The sequence below is a fragment of the Olsenella urininfantis genome, from assembly GCF_900155635.1.
In the GTDB taxonomy this organism is placed as follows: domain Bacteria; phylum Actinomycetota; class Coriobacteriia; order Coriobacteriales; family Atopobiaceae; genus Olsenella_G; species Olsenella_G urininfantis.
Genome location: NZ_LT732540.1, coordinates 1,714,751 through 1,738,911, shown reverse-complemented (window position 1 = coordinate 1,738,911; position 24,161 = coordinate 1,714,751). Strand labels below are relative to the sequence as shown.

Annotated in this window: 22 protein-coding genes and 1 rRNA gene (1 of these 23 cut by a window edge); 1 reads left to right on the top strand and 22 read right to left on the bottom strand. The window is 62.9% G+C overall.

Annotated features, from left to right (window positions below; genetic code table 11):
* The 15 genes from CZ375_RS08030 to CZ375_RS07960 all read right to left on the bottom strand — a co-directional run.
* Positions 1-15 (bottom strand): 16S ribosomal RNA (locus CZ375_RS08030) (it extends 1,501 nt beyond the left edge of the window).
* Between the two features lie 295 nt (positions 16-310).
* Entirely contained in the window at positions 311-1,717 is a 1,407-nt protein-coding gene (locus CZ375_RS08025; protein WP_077598685.1) for a phosphohexomutase domain-containing protein, read from the bottom strand.
* A 6-nt stretch (positions 1,718-1,723) separates the two neighbouring features.
* The gene (locus CZ375_RS08020) at positions 1,724-2,632 is read right to left on the bottom strand and encodes a UTP--glucose-1-phosphate uridylyltransferase (RefSeq protein ID WP_077598684.1); all 909 of its coding nucleotides are present in this window, start codon (positions 2,630-2,632) and stop codon (positions 1,724-1,726) included.
* A 123-nt stretch (positions 2,633-2,755) separates the two neighbouring features.
* Positions 2,756-3,178 carry a metal-dependent transcriptional regulator gene (locus tag CZ375_RS08015; RefSeq protein ID WP_077598683.1) on the bottom strand — a complete coding sequence of 141 codons (423 nt, stop codon included), beginning with the start codon at positions 3,176-3,178 and terminating at the stop codon, positions 2,756-2,758.
* Positions 3,179-3,248: 70 nt separating this feature from the next.
* Positions 3,249-4,532 carry a UDP-N-acetylglucosamine 1-carboxyvinyltransferase gene (gene murA / locus CZ375_RS08010; RefSeq protein ID WP_077598682.1) on the bottom strand — a complete coding sequence of 428 codons (1,284 nt, stop codon included), beginning with the start codon at positions 4,530-4,532 and terminating at the stop codon, positions 3,249-3,251.
* A 20-nt stretch (positions 4,533-4,552) separates the two neighbouring features.
* On the bottom strand, positions 4,553-4,981 hold the full coding sequence (atpC, locus tag CZ375_RS08005; RefSeq protein WP_077598681.1) for an ATP synthase F1 subunit epsilon: 429 nt from the start codon (positions 4,979-4,981) through the stop codon (positions 4,553-4,555).
* Between the two features lie 9 nt (positions 4,982-4,990).
* The gene (atpD, locus tag CZ375_RS08000; RefSeq protein WP_077598680.1) at positions 4,991-6,475 is read right to left on the bottom strand and encodes a F0F1 ATP synthase subunit beta; all 1,485 of its coding nucleotides are present in this window, start codon (positions 6,473-6,475) and stop codon (positions 4,991-4,993) included.
* Between the two features lie 2 nt (positions 6,476-6,477).
* Positions 6,478-7,392: an ATP synthase F1 subunit gamma gene (gene atpG, locus CZ375_RS07995; RefSeq protein ID WP_077598679.1), complete on the bottom strand. Its 915-nt coding sequence runs from the start codon at positions 7,390-7,392 to the stop codon at positions 6,478-6,480.
* Positions 7,393-7,398: 6 nt separating this feature from the next.
* Complete coding sequence (gene atpA / locus CZ375_RS07990; RefSeq protein WP_077598678.1) at positions 7,399-9,066, bottom strand: F0F1 ATP synthase subunit alpha; 1,668 nt, start codon at positions 9,064-9,066, stop codon at positions 7,399-7,401.
* Positions 9,066-9,536, bottom strand: coding sequence for a F0F1 ATP synthase subunit delta (locus CZ375_RS07985; protein WP_077598677.1), 471 nt, complete (start codon positions 9,534-9,536; stop codon positions 9,066-9,068). The genes atpA and CZ375_RS07985 overlap by 1 nt, the downstream gene beginning before the upstream one ends.
* On the bottom strand, positions 9,526-10,137 hold the full coding sequence (gene atpF, locus CZ375_RS07980) for a F0F1 ATP synthase subunit B (RefSeq protein ID WP_077598676.1): 612 nt from the start codon (positions 10,135-10,137) through the stop codon (positions 9,526-9,528). The genes CZ375_RS07985 and atpF overlap by 11 nt, the downstream gene beginning before the upstream one ends.
* Before the next feature lie 80 nt (positions 10,138-10,217).
* Positions 10,218-10,412, bottom strand: a complete 195-nt coding sequence (locus CZ375_RS07975; RefSeq protein WP_077598675.1) for an ATP synthase F0 subunit C — start codon at positions 10,410-10,412, stop codon at positions 10,218-10,220.
* Between the two features lie 93 nt (positions 10,413-10,505).
* Positions 10,506-11,324, bottom strand: a complete 819-nt coding sequence (gene atpB / locus CZ375_RS07970; RefSeq protein WP_234966925.1) for a F0F1 ATP synthase subunit A — start codon at positions 11,322-11,324, stop codon at positions 10,506-10,508.
* A gap of 574 nt (positions 11,325-11,898) precedes the next feature.
* Positions 11,899-13,176, bottom strand: coding sequence for a metal-dependent hydrolase family protein (locus tag CZ375_RS07965; RefSeq protein ID WP_077598673.1), 1,278 nt, complete (start codon positions 13,174-13,176; stop codon positions 11,899-11,901).
* A 113-nt stretch (positions 13,177-13,289) separates the two neighbouring features.
* Positions 13,290-14,732, bottom strand: coding sequence for an APC family permease (locus CZ375_RS07960; protein WP_077597316.1), 1,443 nt, complete (start codon positions 14,730-14,732; stop codon positions 13,290-13,292).
* A 309-nt stretch (positions 14,733-15,041) separates the two neighbouring features.
* Here CZ375_RS07960 and CZ375_RS07955 point away from each other — a divergent pair, with 309 nt between their 5' ends.
* On the top strand, positions 15,042-16,517 hold the full coding sequence (locus CZ375_RS07955) for an APC family permease (protein ID WP_077598672.1): 1,476 nt from the start codon (positions 15,042-15,044) through the stop codon (positions 16,515-16,517).
* A gap of 43 nt (positions 16,518-16,560) precedes the next feature.
* On the opposite strand, the gene CZ375_RS07950 is transcribed toward CZ375_RS07955, so the two are convergent.
* The 7 genes from CZ375_RS07950 to CZ375_RS07920 form a co-directional block, all read right to left on the bottom strand.
* A complete protein-coding gene (locus CZ375_RS07950) occupies positions 16,561-17,289 on the bottom strand; it encodes a LytR/AlgR family response regulator transcription factor (RefSeq protein WP_077598671.1) in 729 nt (242 codons plus the stop codon).
* 95 nt (positions 17,290-17,384) lie between these two features.
* Positions 17,385-18,752 (bottom strand): GAF domain-containing sensor histidine kinase, encoded by a 1,368-nt coding sequence (locus CZ375_RS07945; protein ID WP_077598670.1) that lies wholly within the window; start codon positions 18,750-18,752, stop codon positions 17,385-17,387.
* 206 nt (positions 18,753-18,958) lie between these two features.
* Complete coding sequence (gene upp / locus CZ375_RS07940) at positions 18,959-19,600, bottom strand: uracil phosphoribosyltransferase (protein ID WP_077598669.1); 642 nt, start codon at positions 19,598-19,600, stop codon at positions 18,959-18,961.
* Positions 19,601-19,720: 120 nt separating this feature from the next.
* Complete coding sequence (gene rpiB, locus CZ375_RS07935) at positions 19,721-20,188, bottom strand: ribose 5-phosphate isomerase B (RefSeq protein ID WP_077598668.1); 468 nt, start codon at positions 20,186-20,188, stop codon at positions 19,721-19,723.
* Between the two features lie 194 nt (positions 20,189-20,382).
* On the bottom strand, positions 20,383-21,630 hold the full coding sequence (locus CZ375_RS07930) for a metal-dependent hydrolase family protein (RefSeq protein ID WP_077598667.1): 1,248 nt from the start codon (positions 21,628-21,630) through the stop codon (positions 20,383-20,385).
* A 394-nt stretch (positions 21,631-22,024) separates the two neighbouring features.
* Complete coding sequence (locus tag CZ375_RS07925) at positions 22,025-23,161, bottom strand: CobW family GTP-binding protein (protein ID WP_077598666.1); 1,137 nt, start codon at positions 23,159-23,161, stop codon at positions 22,025-22,027.
* A gap of 2 nt (positions 23,162-23,163) precedes the next feature.
* The gene (locus CZ375_RS07920; protein WP_077598665.1) at positions 23,164-24,129 is read right to left on the bottom strand and encodes a LysR family transcriptional regulator; all 966 of its coding nucleotides are present in this window, start codon (positions 24,127-24,129) and stop codon (positions 23,164-23,166) included.
* Positions 24,130-24,161: the final 32 nt, after the last annotated feature.

Below are 24,161 nucleotides of genomic sequence, written 5' to 3'. Positions count from 1 at the left end.
CGAACTCTCCGTTCAAAAGCGACGCGGGGTCTCCCCCGCGGTCCCCGTTGACATGAGTGGTCGTCCGAAGCCCGGATCCCGCTGATCTGGATTCGCTTGGTCGAATTGACGTGTTCTCGAAAATTCGAACATCGCTTATCTGCTGTCTTTCGTCGATCTTTCGATCGCAGTATCCGGTTCTCAAGGTTCGCCTGCGCCCGGGGCCGTCCGGCCCGTCGCGGCGCGGGAAACAACTATACGCGCCCGGGCGGCGGGCGGGCGCGGGGATCCGCGCCTCCACCATCTCGACACAACCGGGGGCGAGGAGAGCCTATTCCCAGGAGCCCCCTTCCCCACGAGCGAAGGAGCAGGCGGCATCTAGCAGGAGATTCTGCTTCTTGGAGCTGCCCGACTCGGCATAGGCTCTCACGAGAGACTGCGTCCGCGAGGGTCTCACCATGAGCCACGAGTCATCTGGGAACTGGAGTCGCATGCCATCCGCATGCGAGGTGGCGCAGGGCCTCTCGCCTGCAATGATCTGGGGGTTCAGGCCAGGAAGCAAGTTTCTGAAGGTCTGGATGCGAGCGGCATCGAGCCTGACGTCCCTGCGGGCGTAATACATCTTGCCGACATGCGACTCTAGTTCCGCCACCCTGTCTCGCAGCGGCACCTTGCCTGAGGAGAGTAGCTCCACCATATAGAGCGCTTCCAGGAGGGCATCTCGCTCGAAAAGCCAGTCGGGAATGCAGCAGCCTCCGTACTCCTCGCATGCCACAAGCACGTCACCCCCAAGGACCTCGTCGTGCAGGCGGCGAAAGCCAACGGGGACGCCCATGTAGTCGAGACCCAGACGCTCTGCCTGGCGATGGATGCGCGCCGAGCTTGCCAGCGTTGCTACGACGCGCCCGCTCATGCCATGAGCCCTGGCCAGGTGCTCCGTGATGAGGCAGATGCAGCTCGCAGATGATATGAGCTGGCCCTCATGATCTATAAAGCCCGCCCTGGCGCCATCTCCGTCCAAAACTATCCCTAGGTCAGCGGAGCTCTCCCTCACCTGGCGCTCGCACTCGTCCACCCAGGGTTCCGTTGTTTTCGGATGCAGCCCACCAAAGCCCTCACCGTGTTCGCCATGTATTTCCAATACCTCGCAGCCACCTTGCCTGAGAAGGCCGCAGAGGAGTCCCTGGGTCGGACCGAACATGGGATCCACCACAACCCTTGTGCCACCGAACGGTTTCGCATCCAGGGCAAAGCGCCTTGCGAGGGCATGCAGGTACTCGCTTGTGAGCTCGGTTTCCTTGATTGCCTCCTGCCCGAGTATTGGGGACTCGGAGGGAATGGCTCGCTCGACGTCAGAGGCGAATTCCTCGCTCACCGTACCCCCGTCCGCACCCCTCACCAGCAGGCCACCGTATTCGGCAGGGTTGTCGGAGCCCGTGATCATTACGGCGCCGGCGCAGTCTCTGCTTTGAGCCACTGACCAGGAGAGGGCGGAGATAGGGCAGGCAGAGGACGACAAGGACGCCCTCAGGCCATGGGCCGCGAGGACCGTCGCTGCCGTGCGAGCGTACTCGCGCGAACGCAGGCGCAGGTCGTAGCCAACGAGGAATTGGGCTGATGCGTCCGTTTTGGCCCATCGAGAAGCGAGGGCGTCAGCCACACGGCAAACGCCCTCGGCATCAAAGCCATCATCGAAACGAGCGCGCCAGCCATTCACCCCAAAGTGAATGATGCGCATGTCTGCCTACTTCAGCTGCTTGAGAGCCTGCTCGCCCAGAGCTTCGAGGAAGGCGGGGCGAACCTCTGGGTCACGAAGGGCGAGACGCGCGTTGGTGGCAGCCCAAGCGGCAGGGGTGCCAGTGTCGCAGCCCTCGTCGGGATCGACCACCAGGGCATACATATCCTCCTCATCGAGGAGGCGCTGCATTGCATCTGTGAGCTGTATCTCCCCGCCCGCACCTACGCCCTGCGTCTGGAGAAGCTCCATGATGCGCGGAGTAAGCAGGTAGCGACCGACTATGAAGAGGTGGCTCGGGGCGTCTTCGACCGCGGGCTTCTCGACAAGCCCCGTGACCTTCCAGACGGCACCCTCGTCCTCGTCAGAGGAGAGCCTGGAGCCATCGAAGGACCCGACGCACTCGCCGGCAATGATGCCATAGCGGCTGACCTGGTCTGCCGGCACGGGAGCGACGGCGATGACCGATGCGCCACCGTACCTCTCGGAGACCTCCTTCATACGCACGCACATCGCGCGGTCAGGAACGAAGTAGTCGCCAAGGAGAACGAGGAACGGCTCGTCTTGCGTGACGGGCTTGGCACAGAGAACCGCGTGACCCAGCCCGCGGGGGTCATCCTGATAGACGAATGACACCGGCAGGGAGCCTGCCTCGCGCACGGCATCAGCCTCCTGCTGCTTGCCACGACGGCGCAGGGTGTCCTCAAAGCCGCCATCCACCTTGAAGTAGGACTCGATCTGCGGCTTCTCGCGCGAGTTGACGATGACGACCTCGTCCACACCGGAAGGTTCGAGCGCCTCCTCGACCACATACTGGATAACCGGCTTGTTGATGACCGGCAGGAGCTCCTTTGGCGTGCTCTTGGTGGCAGGGAGGAAGCGGGTTCCAAGCCCCGCGGCTGGAATGACTGCCTTCATGAGTCGTGTCCTTTCTCCGCGTGAAGCATGGTGCGATACAGCCAGCATATGAGGATAGCCCCGGCAAGGGACTGCGCCCGTCACGCATCCGCAAGCGGACTCATGACGGGCGCAGGGAGGAGGCTACTCCTCGACCGTGATGCCTTGCCCCTCTAGGTACGTGAGCCACCTGTTCTGGGTGTCATAGGAAAGCGCGTGCTCCATGAGGCATGCCTCGGAATCTGCGGTCTCCGGCTCGACGCCGAGGTCACGCACGAGGAAGGACCGCAGCATGCGGTGGCAGCGCCAGACGTGGGCGGCATACTTCTTGCCCTCCTCGGTGAGGGTGACGCGCCCATAGCGCGTCTGCTCAACGTAGCCCGCCTCCTTGAGCGTGGCCAGCGCCTTGTTGACGCTGGCCTTAGAGACATCAAGCTGGTCTGCCACATCAACCGAGCGAATGCCCTCGCCCAAATCGCTCTGCATGGTGATGCGATAGATGGCCTCGAGGTAGTCCTCGTTGGCCATGGTCAGGTTGCGCTCTGCGGTCTCGGCCGTCTTGGGCATCCCATCCTCCATTTCGTCGGCTTCACTAGCCCTATTGATACCCATTTTCCTAGAGTGGGCGACACGGGGTTCAGATATCCAAGTAGTCTTCCTGGGGAAGCTCGATACGCCGCGCGTGGGCGCCAAGGGAGGACAGCTTCTCGACGAAGCCCTCATAGCCACGGTCGATGTGATGGATGTCCGAAATGGTAGTGATTCCGTCTGCGACAAGGCCCGCCATGACGAGGGCGGCGCCTCCACGCAGGTCGGGTGACTTCACCTCAGCGCCCGAGAAGCCCTTGACGCCGTGGACTATGGCGTGATGCCCCTCGATGCGGATGCTGGCGCCCATGCGCTGCAGCTCGCTGGCGAACATGAAGCGGTTCTCGAAGACGTTCTCCGTGATGACGCAGGAGGAGTCGCCACGTGCAAGCAGGCACATGGTCTGGGCCTGCATGTCGGTGGGGAAGCCCGGGAACGGGAGCGTCTGTATGTCAACGGAGCGAATCGGATCCTCGCGATACACGGTGCACTCGTGCGGGCCACGCACGACCCTCATCCCCATGAGCTCGTACTTCTTCAGGACGAGGCCAAGGTGGGCGGGCTCGAACCCCTTGACGGTGACAGGCTCGCCACAAAGCCCCGCCATGGCTATGAAGGTGCCCGCCTCGATGCGGTCACCCACTACTCGGTGGTTGGTTGGATGAAGCTCCTCGACACCCTCGATCTCTATGACGGGAGAGCCGGCGCCACGGATCTTTGCGCCCATCTCGTTGAGTAGGTTGGCGAGGTCCACGATCTCTGGCTCACGGGCCGCGTTGTCAATGGTGGTGGTTCCCTTTGCGCGGACGGACGCCATCATCAGGTTCTCCGTTGCGCCAACGCTTGCGAAGTCCAGGGTGACGGTTGAGCCGACAAGCCCGCCCGATGTGCTGGCATGGATGCTTCCGTGGTCAACCTCGAAGCTGACGCCCAGCGCCTCAAGCCCGAGGATGTGCATGTCTATCTTGCGGGCGCCAATGTTGCAGCCGCCTGGCATGGCAACGACCGCCCTGCCAAAACGGGCCAGCAGCGGCCCCAGGACAGCGGTGGACGCACGCATTTGCGCGACAAGGTGATAAGGGGTCTCCCACCTGTCGACGCAAGAGGTGTCTATCTCGAGCTCGTGCTCCCCCTTGACCTCGATCTTCGCGCCCAGGAACTTCAGTACCTTGCCCATGACATGAACGTCGGAAATGTTAGGGACGTTGGTGAGCGTCGTGACGCCTGGCGCGACCAGCGTTGCCGCCATAAGCTTAAGGGCCGAGTTCTTCGCCCCCTCGACCGTAACCTCGCCTGAGATGGGGTATCCGCCCTCGACCCTTATGCCTTCCAAATTTTCCTCCCGCCGCGTCGCTACGCGCTCGCCTCCTCGGGAGGCAGCTGCTTCAGGAGCAGATTACACCACTTGATCTTGTTGTCGTAGTACGCCCGCCTGTGATCGTCCTCAGGGAGCGCATCGCGAGACTCGATCGCGGCGTCACGCGTGGCCCGCACCTCGTCACCCTCGATGTCATCGCTTCGGCGCGCGTGGTCGGCGAGGACTATCACGCCCTCGTCGTTTATCTCGGCATACCCACCAGAGATGACCACGCGAACCGTCTCTCCGCCATCCTCGGGACGCTGGTGCAGCCTGACAATCCCGTCACCAAGGGCGCAGATCTCGGACGCATGGCCAGGCCATACGCCAAGCTCGCCACTGGGCGTGACGAGGACGAGGCTCGCGACGGGCCCCTGGAAGAGGAGTCTGTCGGGGCGCACGAACTGACAGTTGAGCTCTGCCATCGTTCTTCCCTACTCGTCTGCCTGGGCGGCAGCCTGCATCTTCTTGGCACGGGCTTGGACATCCTCGATGCCGCCCGCGTAGCGGAAGGCCTGCTCGGGAATCTCGTCGCACTTGCCGTCAATGATGGCCGCAAAGGAGCGGACGGTGTCCTCCACCGTGCAGTACGCGCCAGGGTTGCCGGTGAACTTCTCGGCAACGTGAAAGTTCTGGGAGAGGAACTGCTGGATCTTGCGAGCACGCGCCACCGTGAGCTGCTGTTCCTCCGAGAGCTCGTCCATGCCCAGGATCGCGATGATGTCCTGGAGGTCGGAGTACTCCTGCAGGGTCTCCTGAACCGCCATGGCCACGCGATAGTGCTCCTCTCCCACGATGGAGGGGTCGAGTGCCGACGACGAGCTTGCCAGCGGGTCAACCGCAGGGTAGATGCCCAGCTCGGTAATGGAGCGGGACAGGACCGTCGTGGCATCCAGGTGGGTGAAGGTAGTGGCGGGGGCAGGGTCGGTGAGGTCGTCTGCGGGAACGTAGACGGCCTGGACCGAAGTGATGGAGCCCTCCTTGGTGGACGTGATTCGCTCCTGGAGATCGCCCATCTCGGTGGCCAGCGTGGGCTGGTAGCCAACTGCCGAGGGCATGCGGCCAAGAAGGGCCGAGACCTCGGAGCCCGCCTGGGAGAAGCGGAAGATGTTGTCGATGAAGAGCAGGACGTCCTGGCCTTGGTCGCGGAAGTACTCGGCCGTGGTGAGGCCGGCCAGGCCAACGCGCAGGCGCGCTCCTGGCGGCTCGTTCATCTGCCCATAGACCAGGCAGGTCTTGTTGATGACGCCAGACTCGGTCATCTCGAGGTAGAGGTCGGTTCCCTCGCGGGTGCGCTCGCCAACGCCCGTGAAGACGGAGGTGCCACCGTGCTCCTGGGCAAGGTTGTTGATGAGCTCCTGGATGAGGACCGTCTTGCCTACGCCGGCTCCGCCGAAGAGGCCCGTCTTGCCGCCACGAACGTAGGGCTCAAGCAGGTCGATGGCCTTGATGCCCGTCTCGAAGATCTCTGTCTGGGTCGTCAGCTCGTCGAAGGCAGGAGCCGGGTGGTGGATGGGGTAGTACTGCACGTCGCCAGGAACCTCTCCCCCGTCAACAGGCTGCCCCATGACGTTCCAGACGCGGCCGAGGGTCGACTGGCCCACCGGCATCATCATGGGACGACCGGTGTCCTTCACGCGAATGCCGCGCTGCAGGCCGTCGGTCGAGGACATTGCGACCGTGCGCACAATGCCGCCAGGAAGCTGTGACTCAACCTCGAGGATGGTGCTGACGTGCCCGACGGGCGTGTCAGCCTCCACGGTGAGCGACGTGTAGATGTTGGGGAGCTGGCCTTCGAACTTCACGTCGACAACGGGTCCGACGACTCGAACGATGACGCCCTCTCCGACACTCTGGTTCAGATGCTTCAGCGTCGCCTCTTCAAGAAGCGAGCGCGTCTGCGAAGTCTCGTCTGCCATTGCTAGATGTCCTCCAATGCGGAAGCTCCGCCGATGATCTCGTTCAGCTCGGTGGTTATGCTGGCCTGGCGCTCACGGTTGAACGTCCTGCTGAGCGAGCCGAGCACCTCCTTGGCGTTGTCGGTCGCAGACTGCATTGCGCGCCTGCGCGCTCCGTGCTCAGCCGCCGCCGAGTCAAGCAGAGCATGGAAGATAACGGTCCTGAAGTATGCCGGCATGAGATAGCCCAGCACCTCCCTGGCCGAAGGCTCGAACTCGTACTCCGAGCAGAGCTCGCCCTGGATCTCCGAAACCGCCGCCTGGGCGCGGGGGTTGTTCGGCATCAGCAGCTTCTCCTTCACGATGGGAAGAAGCTGCTCGCTCACCTGCTCCTGGTCGACCCTGTTCTTGGCATGCCAGTACTTCAGCACGACACGGTCGATCTTGCCAGACGTGTAGCCATCCGTGACATAGGATGCTATGCGGTTGGCCTGGTCGTGATTGGGTTCGGAAGAGATGCCCACGAACGACATGACGGGCTCGATGTTGCGGTAGGTGAAGTACTCGGTAGGCTTGCGGCCGCAGGTGATGACCGACGAGGAGATGCCCCTCGAGGCAAGCTCGGCCATCTCGTGCTCGGCAGCCCTCTGCTGGAGGATGTTGAAGCCACCAGCAAGGCCCCTGTCGGAGGCGATGACGATGAAGAGCACGTGCCGCTCGCTCTCATGGACGTTGAGGAGCGGCTGGGACTGATCAAAGCCCGCAAGGGCGACGTTCGCCAGCATGTTGGTGATGGCGTCCTTATAGGGAGCGGCTGCCTCCGACCGCGCAAGCGCCTTCTGGATACGCGCGGTGGAGATCATCTCCATGGTGCGCGTAATCTGCATGGTGCTGCGAATCGAGCTCATGCGCCTCGATATCTCGCGAAGGTTCGCCATCTCGTGCTACCTCCGAGCCTTCGCGTCGCCGTCAATGGAGACCTGGTCGTCGGAGACCTCGGTGTCCTCTGCCTTGAGTTCCACGTCCGCCAGGGAGACGGCGTTGGGATGGGCCTTGAGGAACTCCTCCTTGAAGTGGGCGATGTGCTGCTTCAGCCGCTCGCTCATGTCCTCGTCGATCTTGGACTTGAGCAGGCTCAGACGCAGCTGGGGATGCCTGTCGGCCATGTAGGCCGCAAGCTCGTTGCGGAACAGCGGCACGTTGGCGAGGTCGATGTCGTCAAGGAAGTTCTCCTTACCGGCAAAGATCACCAGAACCTGGTCGCAGACGTCCAGGGCCGAGAAGCGAGACTGCTTCAGGAGCTCCATCATGTGCGCACCATGGTTGAGCTGATACTGCGTTGCGGCATCAAGGTCGGAGCCGAACTGCGCGAACGCCTGCTTCTCGCGATAGGAGGCAAGGTCCAGGCGCAGCGTTCCCGCGACCTGCTTCATGGACTTGATCTGCGCGGCGCCACCGACGCGAGACACCGATATGCCCACGTCAACAGCAGGGCGCTGGCCCTGGAAGAAGAGGTTGGACTGCAGGTAGATCTGGCCATCGGTGATCGAGATCACGTTGGTGGGAATGTACGCGGAGACATCGCCCTCCTGCGTCTCGATGATGGGCAGTGCCGTGAGCGAGCCGCCGCCATTCGCGTCGGAGAGCTTGCAGGCACGCTCGAGGAGACGGGAGTGCAGGTAGAAGATGTCGCCAGGGTACGCCTCACGTCCAGGCGGGCGATGCAGCGTGAGCGACATCTGTCGATACGCCACGGCCTGCTTGGAGAGGTCGTCGTAGATGACGAGGACATGGCCGCCCGGATGCTCTGCGTCAGCGGGGTTACCGTTTGCGTCGTTGTACATGAAGTACTCGCCGATGGCCGCCCCGGCCATCGGCGCGATGTACTGCAGCGGCGCAGACTCTGCGGCAGTGGCCGAAACGATGACCGTCTTGTCCAGAACGCCATGCTTGTCCAGCGTCTCCCTGATGGCGGCAACCGTGGAGGCCTTCTGCCCGATGGCCACGTAGATGCAGACCATGTCGGTCTCGCGCTGGTTGATGATGGCGTCGATGGCAATGGCGGTCTTGCCCGTCTTGCGGTCGCCGATGATGAGCTCGCGCTGCCCGCGGCCGATGGGCACCATCGCGTCAATGGCCACGAGGCCCGTCTGAACAGGCTCGCACACCGGCTGGCGCTCCATGATGCCAGGGGCCTTGAACTCGATGGGACGACGATGCGTGGTGGGAATCGCGCCCAGGCCGTCAATGGGCTGGCCCAGGGGGTTCACGACGCGACCAAGCATCGCGTGACCCACGGGGATGTCCATGACGCGACCCGTGGTGCGGCACTCGTCACCCTCCTTGATGGAGTCAACGTCACCAAAGAGAACTGCGCCGACCTCGGAGTTGTCGAGGTTCTGAGCAAGACCGAAGACGCTCTTGCCCGTGGCGGAGGAGGTGAACTGGAGAAGCTCGCCGGCCATGGCCGTCTTCAGGCCCGAGACGTGGGCGATGCCGTCGCCCACGCCCGTGGTGACCGATGCCTCCTGCTGGTCTATCGTCGCATTGATCTTGGCAAGCTGCGAGCGCAGCGTGCTCATGATCTCTGCGGAGCTGATGGTCTCTGACATTAGGCTTCACTTCCGACGTAGGTCGATGCGAGCGTCTTGCGAATGTCGGCGAGCTGCGCACGAACCGAGGCATCGAAACGCTTGCCGCGAACCTCGAGGATGATTCCCCCAAGGATGTCCGGCTCGATCCTCTCGACAAGGTAGACGGGCCTCTGGATGTCGCCCTCGACCTTGCTGCGCACCTTGTTCCGCAGCTCGTCGTCCATGGGAACGGCAGTGGTCACCGTGATAGAAACGGTCTCGTCCTCGGAATCAAGGATCTCCTTGTACTTCCTTGCCACACCGTCGATCAGGTCGAGGTCACCTGCCTCGAGCATGGCGCTCAGGGTCTCGAGAACCTCCAGCGAGAACTTCCGCGAGTGCTGCCACTGCACAAGGTCCGCGTTGGCCCTGCCTTCGGAGCGCCCCGCCTCGATAAGAGCGCGGGCATACGCCTCCGTCTTGCGGTTTGCCTCGAAGCTATTGGACATTGGTGGCACCCACCTCGGCGAGATACCTCTCGGCCAGCTTGCGCTGCTCTCCCTCGCCCAGGTCGTTGCCGATGATCTTGCCGGCAATCTCGACGGCGAGGTCGACCACTGAGCCGGAGAGCTCGATCATGGCCTTGTGGCGCTCGCTGTCAACGACACCGTGCGCCTTTGCCAGGACCTCGGCCGCGTCCTTCTGGGCCTTGTCGAGGATGCGAACGCGCTCCTCCTCAGCCTCGCGCCTGGCGTTGGAGACAATCTGCTCCGCCTCGCGATTGGCATCGCTGACGAGGCTGGCACTCCTGCGGGCCTCCTCGGCGGCGGTCAGCTTGGACTGCTCCGCGGCCTCGAGGTCACCACGAATCTTGTTCTCGCGGTCCGTCAGTGCCTTGAGGACAACGGGCCAGGCGAACTTGGCGAATATGAACCAGATTGCTGCGAAGGCGATGCAGGCTGGGATGAACTCCGCCATGTGCGGTATCAGCAGAGCTATTCCACCGCCCGCCTCGTTGGCGAGGGCAGGAACCGGCACTAGGAAGGCCACTGCCCCCGCGATGCCGCCGACTGACGCTCGGCGGACAAGCTGTATTGCGTTGCTGTTCATGAGCACTCCCTCATGTTTGCTCAGTCGACGACCATACGTCCCACACGGGCCTCGCGCCACTGCTTGGCCCGCGCACATGACTACATGATGGCGACAACGAAGCCAATCAGGCAGAGGGACTCGATGAAGGCCGCGGCAAGGATGAACACGGTGAAGAGACGGCCCTGCACCTCAGGCTGACGAGCCATGGAGCTCGCGGCGGCGCGGGCGGTAAGTGCGATGCTTATGGTTGCGCCGATGACACAGAGTGCGTAACCGAAGATTTTGAGATCCAAGACTTCCTCCTTCTTCCGCTCTCGCCAGCCTTCTGGCGAGTCGCATGCGTTTCTACCCTATGCAATGCGGGCTAGACCCGCAGATTGCCGAAATTAGTGATCCGCTTCCGCAAGCTGAACATACACGGCCGAAAGGAGCGCGAACACATAGGCCTGAATGAAGGCGACCATGAGCTCGACCGCATAGATTAGCACTAGCAGAACCATCCAAAGAATCGACATACTGGCGACTCCCAGGGTCTGCGCGGTGATGCTGGCGAAGAGCGGCTCGACGAAGATCGTGCACATGAGAGCGAAGACTCCCATGACCATGTGGCCCGCGAACATGTTGCAGAACAGACGGACCGAAAGGGTGACAAGCCTGAGGAATGTGGAGAACACCTCGATGGCCCAGACCACGATGTTGATGGGGAACATTACGCCCTTGGGCGCCAGGCTCTTGATGTAGCCCCAGCCACCGCGAACCTTGACTCCCACCATCACGAAGTAGAAGAACGACATCGCGGCGATCCCCGCCGTCATGCCCGTGGAGCCCGAACCTGGCTTCCAGGTGGGCAGCATTCCCACCAGGTTGCAGAGCAGAACCATGAGGAAGAGCGTTGCCAGGAAGGGAAAGTGGCTCTTCCAGGTATCACCCAAGGTTCCACGGCAGACGTCATTGCGAATGAAGTCGACCAGGCTCTCCACGCCATTCACGAAGGGGCCGTGGGGAACATGGTCTTCGCTGGAGCAGCGCTTCTTGAAGGCCATGACGAGAGCGACGAGCAGCCCACCGGCAATGAGATACCACACGAGGTAGGGCGTGATTCCCACCGTGTCCACATTGCCAACCACGGCCCGGGTGTAGAAGCCATCAATGAGCTCACCCATCGACTCAGAGACAGTCTCGAAAGCAGTAGACAGGGCGTCCACTATTCTTCCTTCCCCTCTGGATGAATCGATTCGGCCGCGAATCGACATCCCCGAATGGCCTCGACAGACCAAAACGCGATGAATGCTACTGCCAACGACGCGCCGAAGATGAGAATCCATCCTTTTGCCAAAATACGAACAACCACAAGCACAAGTGAGAGAACCACAAACGAAGCGAACAGGCTAGCCGCTGCAAGTCCCATCAGATCGTTTCGTCCCTCATGCAAAACCCTCTTGCAAAGGTACGACGTTGGGACGCAGCCGAGGAGCCCACACAATGCTCCCAGGAGAACAATCAGTGCCATCACCATTCACCCACTCTAATCATGCATCCATGTCAGAGATTTAGTACCAATCATTAGGCAAGCGGTATACTTTGTGCGTGAATGGTAGTTCATAAGCGCAGATACTGGAATTAAATCAAAAATCAAGCTCTTCCCATATCAGGCATTCATGCACAAGTCAGAAACGTGCCTGGAAGGTTAGGTGACAAGAGAGACGCTAGGGGATGAAGAGGACCGGTGTCATACCTCGGTATGGCACCGGTCCCTTACGCACGACCTACAGCACCTGTTTACTCAGCGAGCGGGGAGTAAATGTCGTAGCCGTCGATCTTCTGGCGGGCGATGTCGCCCTCCTTCATGATGAGCTCCATGTTCTCGACCGTGAGATCGTGGATGTTGTTGGCGACATCGCCGTTGAGGACGATGAGGTCAGCGAGCTTGCCGGCCTCGAGGGAGCCGAACTCGTCCTCCTTGTGGACCATCATGGCGCCGTTGATCGTTGCGGCCTTGATGGTGTCCATGATGGAGATGCCGGCCTTGTCGACGAAGTCATACATCTCGTCGATGGTGACGTAACCGTAAGGCGTGGCGTTGGCGAAGCAGTCAGAACCAGTGGTGATGATGACGCCCATCTCGTTGGCCTTGCGGAGGTTGGCGTAGGTGCGCTGCAGCTCCTTCTCGGTGACCGTGTCGCCCTCGTACTGATCGAGGACGGGGGAGTACTCGGGAGGATAGGTTGCGTACCAGATGGGCAGGAAGCCGATGGTCGGGGTGAAGAAGGTGCCCTGCTCGGCCATGAGGTCCATGGTCTTCTCGTCAAGCTCGAAGCCGTGGATCATCTGCTCGCAGCCGAAGCGCACGGAGTCGTAGGCAGCGGAGACGGAGTTGTAGGAGTGCGACCACAGAGGAATGCCGGTCTCCTTGCACTCCTCGGCGACAGCCTTAATCTCCTCGGTGCTCATGAGCTGCTTGCGGCCGGAGTCCCAGCGCCAGATGCCGCCGCCCGTGGCCCAAATCTTGATGGCGTCGGGGTTCTCGCGCAGGCGCAGACGGATGGCGTGACGCAGAGCCCAGGGGCCATCCACCTGGTCGCCCCAGGGGTGGCTGTTCTTGGAGATCTCGGGGGGCAGGTGGTGGGAGTCACCGTGACCGGCGGTGCGGCAGAAGCCGAGGCCGGTGGCGAAGATGCGGGGGCCACGGAACTCGCCCATGTTGACGAGGTCACGGATGGCGATGCCGTTGCGGCCGATCTCGCAGACGGTGGTGAGACCGTGCATCAGGCACTGGTAGGACTGCTTGACAGCCTCAGCCTGCTTCTGGGCGACGGACTCGATGACCCAGTCGTTGTCGTCGTCGGTGAGGTTGCCGGAGAAGTGCAGGTGCGTGTCGATCAGGCCAGGCATGATGGTCTTGCCGGTGATGTCGCGAACCTCGTAGCCCTCGGGAATCTCGGTGCGGGGGCCGGCGTAGGTGATCTTCGTGTCGTCAACGAGCACGAGAGAGTCCAGGACCGGAGCGGCACCAGTGCCGTCAACGAGCTTGCCACCTGCGAATGCGTACTTGCCCATATCACTTTCCTCCAATTCCAAAATCTACCGTTACGAACTTGCTTGCCTTGCTCACCCTCTTGCGGGGGTGTTGGTGCTGATGTTCAAGCTTCTCTGCGAGAAACGCCGCGCCCCTACGCCTTGGCCCTCGCGCCGCCGCAGGCGAAGAAGATCGCGAAGCCGATGGCGATCCAGGCCAGGGTGATGGTCCACTCGATCATGTTGAGGGAGGCGGGGCTGAAGGGCAGGACCATGAGGCCGATGATGATCAGGCCGGCGAGGATGGCGGCGCCGATGCCGGCCACGCCGCCGTTGACCTCGTAGGGCCTGGGCAGGTCGGGCTCGGTCTTGCGGAGCCTGAGGCAGGCCAGGGCGGCCATGGTGCAGGCGAAGATGAAGCCGAGGGAGGCGACGTTGGTCAGGGGGACCAGCATGTTGCGGCCCAGGAAGGGGCCGACGAGCGTCAGGGCGCCGAGGACGACGTTGGCGGTCTTGGGGGCGCCGGAGACGGGGTCGATCTCGGCGAAGACCTCGGGGAGCATCCTCTTGCGGCCGAGGGCCAGCATCAGGCGGGTCGAGGCGCCGAAGAACGCGTTCATGGGGCCGAGGGGGCCGAGCGTGGCGATGACGAGCATCGCGATGTAGAAGAACAGGTTGATGCGCTCGAGGACCGCCAGGGCGGGGACGGCGGGTACGACGAACTCGTGCCAGTCGATGATGGAGCCGAAGGCGTAGATGCAGACCAGGTAGAAGCCGCCGGACGCGAGGAGCGCGAGCGCCGGGATGATGCCGAACTTCTTCCAGTCGAGGTCCTCGGAGGCCTCCTCGGCCTGCTGGGGGATGGTGTCGAAGCCGGCGTAGAAGAACGGGGTCATGACGAGGACCGCCATGATGCCGCCCACGAGGCTGGTCGCCTTGGTGTCGCCCGCGGCGGTGTCGAACACCTGGGAGAAGACGGGCAGGGCGTTGCTGGGCGAGCCGGTCATGAAGGAGATGACCATGGCGAGCACCATGCCCGTGAGGAGGGCCTTGGTGAGGAAGCTGGAGAGCTTCGCGGCTGCGCCGGCGCCCTTGAAGTTCAGGAAGATGACCAGCACGGCGGCGCACAGGGCGATGGCCGTGGGCCACAGGTAGACGTCCGCGCCGAGGATGGTGTAGAGCTTGACCGAGGTGAGCCAGTTCAGGACGGGGAACTTGGCGAAGCGGTCGGTGAGCAGGGTCGAGATCGCGATGGCCTCCCAGGGGCAGAGGGGCGCGTTGCCCAGCAGGAGCATCCAGCCGGTCAGGAAGCCGAGCTGGCGGCCGTAGGTGCGGTCGACGTACTCGATGATGCCGCCCGAGATGGGGATGGCCGCGGTGAGCTCGCCGAACACCATGCCGATGGGGACCAGGAACACCGCGCCGAGGGCGAAGGCGATCATGGCGGGGAAGGGACCCCCGCCCATCACCATCCAGTTGCCCACGAGGAGCACCCACCCGGTGCCGATGATGGCGCCGAAGCCGATGGTGAAGAAGTTGAAGAGCGTCAGCTCCTTCTTCATCCCGCCGGCGTCAGCGGCCGTGTCTTTGTCTGACATGAACCCCCTCCATTTCCATTTGAACCTATAGATGTGTCACCCGAAGCAGAGAAGCTTTTCCGGATGAGCACAGCATAGGAAACCGCATCGTTTTCTGTCATTTCCTGCGCCACAAGCGCGAGCACGCAAACGACCATCGGATGCAAAGCAACGACAATCGGTTTTGAACAAATTGTGTACGCTGCTGGTTCAAGGCCCGTTTTAGTTGATCTACCAGTTGCGGAAGGCTCATCGCGACCCTACTCCACATGTCCTATCCTCATCTGAGGGCAACGACAGGCGGTTCAGGCGCAGACCACAGGAGACGTGATGACCGAGAACGAACAGCCGCGCGAGGAGGAGCCCGCGAGGGGGATGAGGAAGAACCTCTCGCTGTGGAACTTCTTCACCATCGGCTTCGGCGCCATCATCGGCACCGGATGGGTGCTCCTCGTGGGAGACTGGATGGTGATGGGCGGCGGGCCAATTCCCGCCATGATCGCCTTCCTCATAGCCACGGCGCTCCTTGTTCCCATCGGGTCGGTGTTCGGCGAGCTCACTGCCGCCATCCCCATCTCCGGCGGGATCGTGGAGTACGTGGACCGCAGCTTTGGCCCCATCCCCTCCTATATAACTGGCTGGCTCCTGACGCTCAGCAACAGCATCATCTGCCCCTGGGAGGCCATTGCCATATCCGCGCTGCTCGCAGACCGCTTTTCCAAGCTCCCCCTCCTGGGGTGGCTCACCTCGGTCAAGCTCTACACCATCCTCGGCGCGGACGTGTACCTGTGGCCCACCCTGATCTCGCTCGCCGCCTCCGGACTGGTGGTGTACCTCAACTTCCGCGGGGCGGTGCTCGCCGCCCGGCTGTCGAGCCTGCTCACCAAGGCGCTCCTGGCAGGCATGGTGCTCTCGATGGGCATCTCGTTCCTGCATGGCTCCCCCAGCAACGCGATGCCCGTCTTCTCGCAGGTGTCGGACACCGCCTCGGGATCAACCGACGCCTCAAGCCTCATGGAGGGCATCGTGGCGGTGCTGATCATGACCCCGTTCTTCTACGCCGGCTTCGACACCATCCCCCAGCAGGCCGAGGAGGCATCGGAGGGGCTCAACTGGAGCAAGTTCGGTAAGATCATCCCGTTGGCCCTCATCGCCTCGGGCGGCTTCTACACCGTGTGCATCTACTCGTTTGGCACCATCCTGCCCTGGCATGAGTTCGTGGGCCCGTCCATGCCGGCGCTCACGGCCCTCGAGGGCATCAACTTCTTCCTGTACGTGACGATCCTGGCCATTGCGACCCTGGGAACCCTGGGGCCCATGAACGCCTTCTTCGGCGCCTCGACCCGTCTCATCCTTGCCATGGCGCGCAAGGAGCAGCTGCCGCTACAGCTTGCGCAGATCGACGAGGAGATAGGCGCGCCGCGCGTGGCATGCGTGGTCATGGCCACCTTCACCCTCATGGGGCCGTTCCTGGGTCGCAACATACTGGTTCCGCTCACCAACGTCTCCGCGCGCGCCATCGTTGTCGCCTCGACGGTGCTGGCATACTCATGCCTGCGCCTGCGCAGGACGGAGCCTGACCTCCCCAGACCCTACCGCGTGCCCGGCGGGCGGTTCGCCATCTTCTGCGCCTGCATGGCGGGGACCATCTCCACCGCAGTCATGCTCCTTCCCTCAAGCCCCCTGGGCATGAGCGGGTCCGAGTGGGCGATTGTCGCCGCCTGGATGGTGTTCGGCCTCCTCATTCGCAGGTTGACCACGGTCTTCCAGGCGCACCAAACGAGAGAGGAGGGCCTGTCGCAGTAGCGATCAGACCCTCCCGAACCTCAATGTGGCCTGCACCCACGTGCTACGCGATGCCCAAGGTCTCCTTGAGCTGGGCGGTGCGCCTGCGCGAGACAGGAATGGTTCGCGCCTCATGCGCGAGAGTGAGCTCCATGAGGCCCTGACCCAGCGCCCGCACGCCGTGCACCTTGCCTATGTTGACGATGAAGCTCTTGTGCACGCGCATGAAGCCCTCGTTCGCAAGCCGCTCCTCGAGAGAGGCCATGGAGGACTTCGCGAGATAGGAGGCATCCTGGGTATGGATGTCCGCGTAGTCCCCCCGTGCCTCCACATAGCTGATATCACGGGCGAGGATGAACACCTTGTTCCCGTCGCGCTCGGCGGGAATGCGCAGATCGCGTCCCGTTCCGCGCTGGTCGCGCTGCTTGATGGCGTTCTCCACCTTTGCCAGCGCCCTCTCGAGGCGCGAGCTCTCGACGGGCTTCAGGACGTAGTCCACAGCGTCAAGGTCAAAGGCCTGTACGGCGTGCTCCGAATAGGCCGTCACGAACACCAGGACCGGCGGCGTCTGGAGGTTCTTCAGGAACTCGGCAAGGCGCATGCCGTTCGAGCCGGGCATGGAGATGTCCAGAAACACCACGTCCACGCCGCCAGCCATGATCTGCTCGACGGCACGAGTCACGCCACCGGCCTCGAGCACCTCCCCCACCCTGCTGTCCTGGGCAAGAAGATAGTGAAGCTCCGCCCTGATGGGCGGCTCGTCGTCTACCACCAGCACCTTCCAAGCACTCATCCTCGCACTCCTCTCCCGTTGTGCGCGAAGCATGTCCGCACGTCATCTCGCTGCGCCAGAAACGGCCGCAGCCATCGCAGTTCTTCCCCTTGGGCCTACGCCACGGCAGCGGGCACCTCCTCCGGGGCATGGGGGCGACCCACGAGCACGAAGCGCACCCTCGTGCCCACACCCTCTGTGGATTCGACCTCGATGCCGGAGCTGCTGGCATAGAAGAGCTTTACCCTGGCAAGCACGTTGCAGAGCGCCAGGCCGCAGCCCTTCCTGTGCTCGAGCTCCTGCTCCTGCTCCTGCCTGCGGTTGGTGTCAAAGAGGGTCGCCCTGATCTCCTCGGACATGCCGATGCCATCGTCCTCGACCGTGATCTCCAGCCCCCGCCCGGTGATCTTGCTCGTCACCACGATGTGCAGCGGCTCGTCCTCGCGCATGCCATGTTTGATGCAATTCTCCAGGATGGGCTGGATGATGAAGGGCGGGACGAGAAGCTCGCGGGTGTTCGAGTCGATCACGCTACTCACCCCGAGGCGATCGGCGCCGTAGCGCGCCTGCATGAGGCTGATGTAGCGCCCGCCCTGGTCGAGCTCCTGGCTCACGCTCACAAGCGCGCCAGAGTCGCCCAAGGTCTGGCGATAGTAGTTGGAGAAGTCTATGAGCAGCGATCGGGCGCGCTCTGGGTCCGTTCGCACGATTGACACGATGGTTCCGATGGTGTTGAAGAGGAAGTGAGGGTCGACCTGGGACTGCAGGGCACTCAGCTCGATGCGGGCGGAGCGCTTCGACTGCTGCTCGAGCTCATAGGAGACGAGCTGCGAGGAGAGCAGCTCCCCGAATCCCGTGGAGAGCGCGATCTGACGCTGGTCTATCTGGTTGGAGCGCGTGTAGTAGAGCTCGATGGTCCCCACGACGCGCTCGTGCACGGACAGGGGCACAACGATGCCCGCCCGCAGGGGGAAGGGGTCCGAGGCGGGCGGGTCGTCTCGATGGAAGATGTTTGCCGACGCGCTCTTGACCGCCTCCAGCGTCGCCTCGCTCACGGAGCTTCCCAGGGGGTAGTGATCCGCGTTCTTGCCGGCGCTGGCAAGCATTTGGACGCCATCCGTGATGCAGATGGCCGAGGCGAAGGTCTCGGGGAGGATGGTCTCGCAAATGCCCTTGGCCATCTCGGGCGCGAGCCCATGCTGCGCGTAGGCAAGGAGGTGGGAAGCGATCTGCAGGGTGCGGTCGGTTGCGGTGAGCGTGAGGTCGTCCGGCATGACCAGAACGTAGGCATAGAAGAAGCAGAGCAGGACGATGGCGGAGATGATGACGACCGCCGGGGTTGGGTCCGGCTCCGAGACGAAGAACTCCACCAGCAGCATGATCAAGATGACGGAGCAGACCACCAGACCCCCGCTGGCCCAACGGCGCATGATGTGGGCCCAGCGCGTGCGGTTGTTATGGCTGAAGCCCAAGATGACGGTCATGGCGCCCCCTCCCAGAAGACGGTAGCCCCGGCGGCATGTCAATACAACCAATTAAGTATATGTTGACCACCTACGTCACGAGCCGTTCCGCCGCTCGCCGAAGACCAAGCGGCAGGAGGGGCCCTGTCTTGCCGCTTGGGACGAGAAGGGGCTGCGGCACGTGGCCGCGGCCCCAGAGGCAGCGAGTCTGTTGCGTTTTCCAGGGCCTACTTGGTGCCGTAGATACGGTCTCCCGCGTCACCCAGGCCGGGAAGGATGTAGGCGGTCTCGTTGAGCTGGCGGTCGAGCGCGCAGGTGTAGAGCCGGACCTCCGGGTCGAAGTCCAGGACCGCCTTGACGCCCTCGGGGGCGCTGACCAGGGTGAGGGCGCGCACGTCCTTTACGCCCGCCTCGCGCAGGAACTGGATGGCCGCGGTGAGGGAGCCGCCCGTTGCTAGCATGGGATCGACGATGAGGCAGGTGCGGTTCTCGATGTCCTGGGGGAACTTGCAGTAGTACTGGTGGGGCTCGTGCGTCTCGGGGTCACGATACATCCCGACATGGCCGACGCGGGCGGAGGGGACCAGGGAGAGGATGCCGTCGACCATGCCAAGGCCCGCTCGCAGGATGGGGATGATAGCGACCTTCTTTCCTGCGAGGCGCTTGCAGACGGTCTTCTCGAGGGGGGTCTCCACCTCTACGTCCTCGAGCGGGAAGTCCCTCATCGCCTCATAGCCCTCGAAGATGGCCAGCTCGCTGACCAGCTCGCGGAACTGCTTGGTGGACGTCTGCTGGTCGCGCAGGATGTGCAGCTTGTGCTGGACAAGCGGGTGGTCGATTATCGTAAGGCGGCTCTCGTCGAAGTCCATGGCGCGTTCCTTTCCCTCAGCTGGGCAAGCGTTGCTTGGCAAGGTTGGGCCTTGCCCTCTTTCTGGCAGATTCTACCGCAGGGCCCCACCGTCCCAGCATGGGAGGCAGGCAGCGGAAGGCTAGAGCCCGGTCCCCACGCCGGCAAAGCCCGGGTCGTCCTCGCGCATGATCTTCTCTACGCGGCCAGCGTGACGTCCACCGGCAAACTCGGTGGTGAGGAAGTTGTCAACGATCTTCTTGTTGACCTCGAGGCTGACGAAGCGCCCTGAGATGCAGAGCACGTTGCCGTTGTTGTGCTCGCGGAAGAGCTCGGCGAACTCGGGGGTCTGGATGACGGCGGCACGAATGCCGGCGACCTTGTCCGCGGTGATGGCCATGCCGATGCCCGTGCCACAGATCAGGATGCCGCGCTCGGCCTTGCCGGATGCCACGAGACGAGCGACCTTGTCGGCGTAGTCGGGGTAGTCGCAGCGCTCGGCAGAGTCCGGCCCCATGTCCCTCACCTCATGGCCAAGGGACTCGAGGTAAGAGACCATGGCCGGCTTTTGGTCGAAACCCGCGTGGTCGGATGCGATGGCGATCCTCATGCAAAGTCCTCTCTCATCTGAACATGCCTTGGAATCAGGCCCATGCCTGACGTGACGAGGCCAGTGTAGCGCGAAGCCGGACCTGCGGGGAACGCGGCCGGACGACATGAACCGGGCCGAGGGAATGATCCCTCGGCCCGGCGCTCAAGGCTCTTCGATGCGGGAAGGCGGAGACGCCCGCCCACGGGAACGTCCTACAGGGCGTCCTTGATGACGATCTCGCCTTCCTTCATGATGACGTCCATGTTGTCGGGGGTCAGGTCATGGATGTTCTCGACGATGTCACCCTTGACCACGAGGATGTCGGCGGACTTGCCGGCCTCGAGGGAGCCGAACTCGTCCTCGTGGTTGAGCATCTTGGCGCCATTGAGCGTGGCCGCCTTGATGGCCTCGAGCACGGGGATGCCCGCCTTCTCCACGAAGGCGAAGATCTCGTCGATGGTGACCCAGCCGTAGGGCGTGACGAAGGAGAACGAGTCGGAGCCGATGGTGAGGGCGACGCCCAGCTCGTTGGCGCGACGCAGGTTGGCGTAGGTGCGGTTAAGGCCCTTCTCCACCACGGTGTCTCCCTCGAACTTGTCAAGCTCGGGAGTCCACTCGGGAGGATAGGTGGAGTACCAGGTGGGCAGGAAGCCGATGGTCGGGGTGAAGAAGGTGCCCTGCTCGGCCATGAGGTTCATGGTCCTGTCGTCAAGCTCGAAGCCGTGGATCAGCTGGGTGCAGCCGAAGCGCACGCAGTCATACGCGGCGTCGAAGTTGTTGTAGGAGTGCGCCCACAGGGGGATGTTGACCATCTTGCATTCGTCTGCGATCGCCTTGATCTCCTCCGTGCAGAAGAGCTGCAGGCGGTCGGAGTCCCAGCGCCAGATGCCGCCGCCCGTGGCCCAGATCTTGATGCCGTCGGGGTTCTCCCTCAGACGCATGCGAATGGCCTTGCGCAGCTCCCACGGACCGTCCGCCTGGTAACCCCAGGGGTGGGAGTCCTTCGAGATCTGCAGGGGGAGGTGGTGGGAGTCACCGTGGCCGGCAACGCGGCAGAAGCCCAGGCCTGCGGCGAAGATGCGCGGGCCCTTCATGACGCCCATGTTGACCAGGTCGCGGATGGCGATGCCGTTGCGGCCGATCTCGCAGACGGTGGTGAGGCCATGGCTGAGGGCGTCATAGGACTGCTTGACGGCGCAGGCCTGCTTCTGGGCCACGGACTCGATGACCCAGTCGTTGTCGTTGTCGGTCAGGTTGCCCGAGAAGTGAATGTGGGTGTCGATCAGGCCGGGCATGACGCTGTGACCCGTGGCGTCAATCACCTCGTAGCCCTCTGGGACCTCAGTGGCGGGGCCCGCATAGGTTATCTTCTTGTCCTCCACGAGAACCAGGGAGTTCTCTACCGGGGCGGCGCCGGTGCCGTCAACGAGCTTTCCGTTCTTGATTGCATACTTGCTCATAGTGAAACCTCCAACTGATCTGTGCCATTTCCGACCCGCGGGCCATGCCAACGGATGTGCAGGCCCTTGGTTGCAAGCCTCCAGGGCAGCCTCTTCGTCCTCCCTCCCGCCTCGACGGATGCCAGCCGAGAGCTCCCTCCCGGCAGCAATTTGTTTGCCTCGGCTAATTTTTTCCTGCCCAGATGCACATACGGAGAGAAATGGCAAGGGGCCGCCGCGAGCGGACATCTTTAGCCCGCAGATGGACTGCGAGGGTGCTGCGAGGCATGTGTGTTGTGCGTGGGCGCCATTCCCTTTTCGCATCTTGCGAAAGGCCGCGACCGGCAAGAGAAGACCCCTCCCGAAAGCCTCTCGGGAGGGGTCCAAGGACGCGCCACGAAATGGCGTCGAGCGGCTATTGCCGGCCCGGCCAGTCGGTGAGGCACGCGTCGAGCCTCTCAACGACTTGGTCGCGGTCCATATGGCGCCCGATGAAGCAGAGCTGGGTCATGCGGTCCCCATACACGCGGTCCCAGATGGCCCGCAGCTCGGGCATGTCCTCAAGCATCCCCTGGTAGGTTTCCTCGGGCAGGGCATGGGCAAAGAGGCCGTTCTCGTAAACCTGCACCTGCTTTCCCGCCTGCTCGAACACATAGCCCATGTCCGGGTCGCTGTTCAGCCACACCTTCCCCTTGACCCGAATGATGCTTTCGGGCCACGAGCGGACGAAGTCCCCGAAGGCGTCGGCATCGAAGGGCGCCCGGCGCTCGTACACGAAGGTCGAGATCTCGTACTCCAGAACCTCTGGGTCCTCGTGCTCCTCGGGATGCTCCATCGCATCGGCCCACACGGCAGACCGATACGCCTTGTCGAAGTCGAAGCGGCCGGTGTTCACGAGCTCGTCCATGGGAACCTCTCCGTGGACGGCCTCCACGATGACCGCGTCCCTCTGAAGTCCCCTGACGATGGCCTTGAGCTCTCTCAGCTGGTCGGGAGTCACCAGGTCGCACTTGTTGAGGATGAGCGTGGAACAGAATTCTATCTGCTGTATGAGGAGGTTCTCGATGTCGTCCTCGTCGATGTCGGACGCAAGGAGGTCCTTGCCACCAGAGAACTCGTCCCACATGCGGGCGCAGTCGACCACCGCGACGATGTTGTCCAGCTCGAGATGCGCATGCTGCGAGGCATGTTGGCTCTGGTTGCAGAAGGCCGAGATGGTGTAGGTGATGGGGATGGGCTCGCAGATGCCCGACGCCTCGATGATGATGTAGTCGAAGTCCCCCGAGTCAGCCAGGTCTCCCAGCTGCAGGTTGAGGTCGTTCGAGAGGGTGCAGCACAGACAGCCGTTCGTGAGTGGTATCACCTCGTCGCCATCTGCGAGCCCTCCATCCTTGATGAGGCTTGCGTCCACGTTTATCTCGCCAATGTCGTTCACGATGACCGCCGCGCGCACGCCATTCGTGTTGGTGAGGATGTGGTTGACGATCGTGGTCTTGCCCGCACCAAGGTATCCGGTGAGCAAGACGATCTTTACCTGGCTTTCTTCAGCCATGGCTACTCCTTGTCTGCCGATGATGTCCGTTCCCTGCCACATGCGCCACCGGACGCATGTGGTTTCCCCCTCTTTCCGCGCGACGCCCCTGCGTCAGGCGGGGTGCCGCCCTCCTTCATCCCCATGGCGCAGTCCACGAAGACCCTGGCCGCATGGGAGAGCGTCCTGTTGCGCGGATAGACCATGTACATTGATCGGAAGGCCGGGGGGTCCAGCCTTCTGACGTCTATGTCGAAGCGCTGGTCGGTCAGGGCGAGGCTTGGCAGCAGCGATATGCCGAAGCCCGCCTCGACAAGGGCGAGTATGCACGTGACATCGGAGGAGATGCATCGGATGACGGTGTTGGTGAGCTTCTTCTGAAGAAGGGGGGCCGTCTCGGTGTCCACGACGAAGCGCTCGTTGACTATCCCCTGGAGCATGACCCTCTCCCCGACGGAGGAGAAGTGCCCTCGCGGGCCAACCACAAGCATCTCGTCCCGCTCGAACAGCCTGGACACGAACCGCTCCGAGCTGGGCTGGCCGGGAATGAAGGCCACGTCCACGCCCCCGCATTCGACGAGGCGCTCCGCATCCTCGTAGGTGCACACGACGATGCGGATCTCGACGCCCTCGTGTCCGGCGGCGAAGAGGGACAGGGCCCTCGGAAGGCGATGCGTCACTATGCTCGCCGGAGCGGCGATGCTCAGGACCCCGGACTCGACTCCCTTCAGGCTGTCCACATGGCCACCCAGATGCGCGTAGCTGTCACAGAGGTCGCGGATGTCGGGAAGGAGGTCTTGTCCCTCCGCCGTCAGGGTGACCTTTCCACCCCTGCGCTCGAGCAGCTTCACGCCCCACTTCTCCTCGAGCCCCTGCACCATGCGGCTCACGGACGACTGGCTGCAGCCCAGCATGCCCGCCGCATTCGTGAAGTTACCCATGTCAACCGTCGCGATCAGGGCCTGCAGCTTTCGAATGTTAGGTGCCATGAGACAACCTTCCGTGTCACGTCTGACGCCGC

Coding starts and splice junctions, on each gene's coding strand:
- atpC (WP_077598681.1), bottom strand. CDS start 4,981: ATGGCAGAGCTCAACTGTCAGTTCGTGCGCCCCGACAGACTCCTCTTC.
- CZ375_RS08025 (WP_077598685.1), bottom strand. CDS start 1,717: ATGCGCATCATTCACTTTGGGGTGAATGGCTGGCGCGCTCGTTTCGAT.
- atpG (WP_077598679.1), bottom strand. CDS start 7,392: ATGGCGAACCTTCGCGAGATATCGAGGCGCATGAGCTCGATTCGCAGC.
- atpD (WP_077598680.1), bottom strand. CDS start 6,475: ATGGCAGACGAGACTTCGCAGACGCGCTCGCTTCTTGAAGAGGCGACG.
- CZ375_RS07920 (WP_077598665.1), bottom strand. CDS start 24,129: ATGGCACCTAACATTCGAAAGCTGCAGGCCCTGATCGCGACGGTTGAC.
- rpiB (WP_077598668.1), bottom strand. CDS start 20,188: ATGAGGATCGCCATCGCATCCGACCACGCGGGTTTCGACCAAAAGCCG.
- atpA (WP_077598678.1), bottom strand. CDS start 9,066: ATGTCAGAGACCATCAGCTCCGCAGAGATCATGAGCACGCTGCGCTCG.
- CZ375_RS07945 (WP_077598670.1), bottom strand. CDS start 18,752: ATGACCGTCATCTTGGGCTTCAGCCATAACAACCGCACGCGCTGGGCC.
- atpF (WP_077598676.1), bottom strand. CDS start 10,137: ATGAACAGCAACGCAATACAGCTTGTCCGCCGAGCGTCAGTCGGCGGC.
- CZ375_RS08020 (WP_077598684.1), bottom strand. CDS start 2,632: ATGAAGGCAGTCATTCCAGCCGCGGGGCTTGGAACCCGCTTCCTCCCT.
- CZ375_RS07930 (WP_077598667.1), bottom strand. CDS start 21,630: ATGAGCAAGTATGCAATCAAGAACGGAAAGCTCGTTGACGGCACCGGC.
- CZ375_RS07955 (WP_077598672.1), top strand. CDS start 15,042: ATGACCGAGAACGAACAGCCGCGCGAGGAGGAGCCCGCGAGGGGGATG.
- CZ375_RS07965 (WP_077598673.1), bottom strand. CDS start 13,176: ATGGGCAAGTACGCATTCGCAGGTGGCAAGCTCGTTGACGGCACTGGT.
- CZ375_RS08015 (WP_077598683.1), bottom strand. CDS start 3,178: ATGCCCAAGACGGCCGAGACCGCAGAGCGCAACCTGACCATGGCCAAC.
- CZ375_RS07960 (WP_077597316.1), bottom strand. CDS start 14,732: ATGTCAGACAAAGACACGGCCGCTGACGCCGGCGGGATGAAGAAGGAG.
- CZ375_RS07985 (WP_077598677.1), bottom strand. CDS start 9,536: ATGTCCAATAGCTTCGAGGCAAACCGCAAGACGGAGGCGTATGCCCGC.
- upp (WP_077598669.1), bottom strand. CDS start 19,600: ATGGACTTCGACGAGAGCCGCCTTACGATAATCGACCACCCGCTTGTC.
- CZ375_RS07950 (WP_077598671.1), bottom strand. CDS start 17,289: ATGAGTGCTTGGAAGGTGCTGGTGGTAGACGACGAGCCGCCCATCAGG.
- CZ375_RS07925 (WP_077598666.1), bottom strand. CDS start 23,161: ATGGCTGAAGAAAGCCAGGTAAAGATCGTCTTGCTCACCGGATACCTT.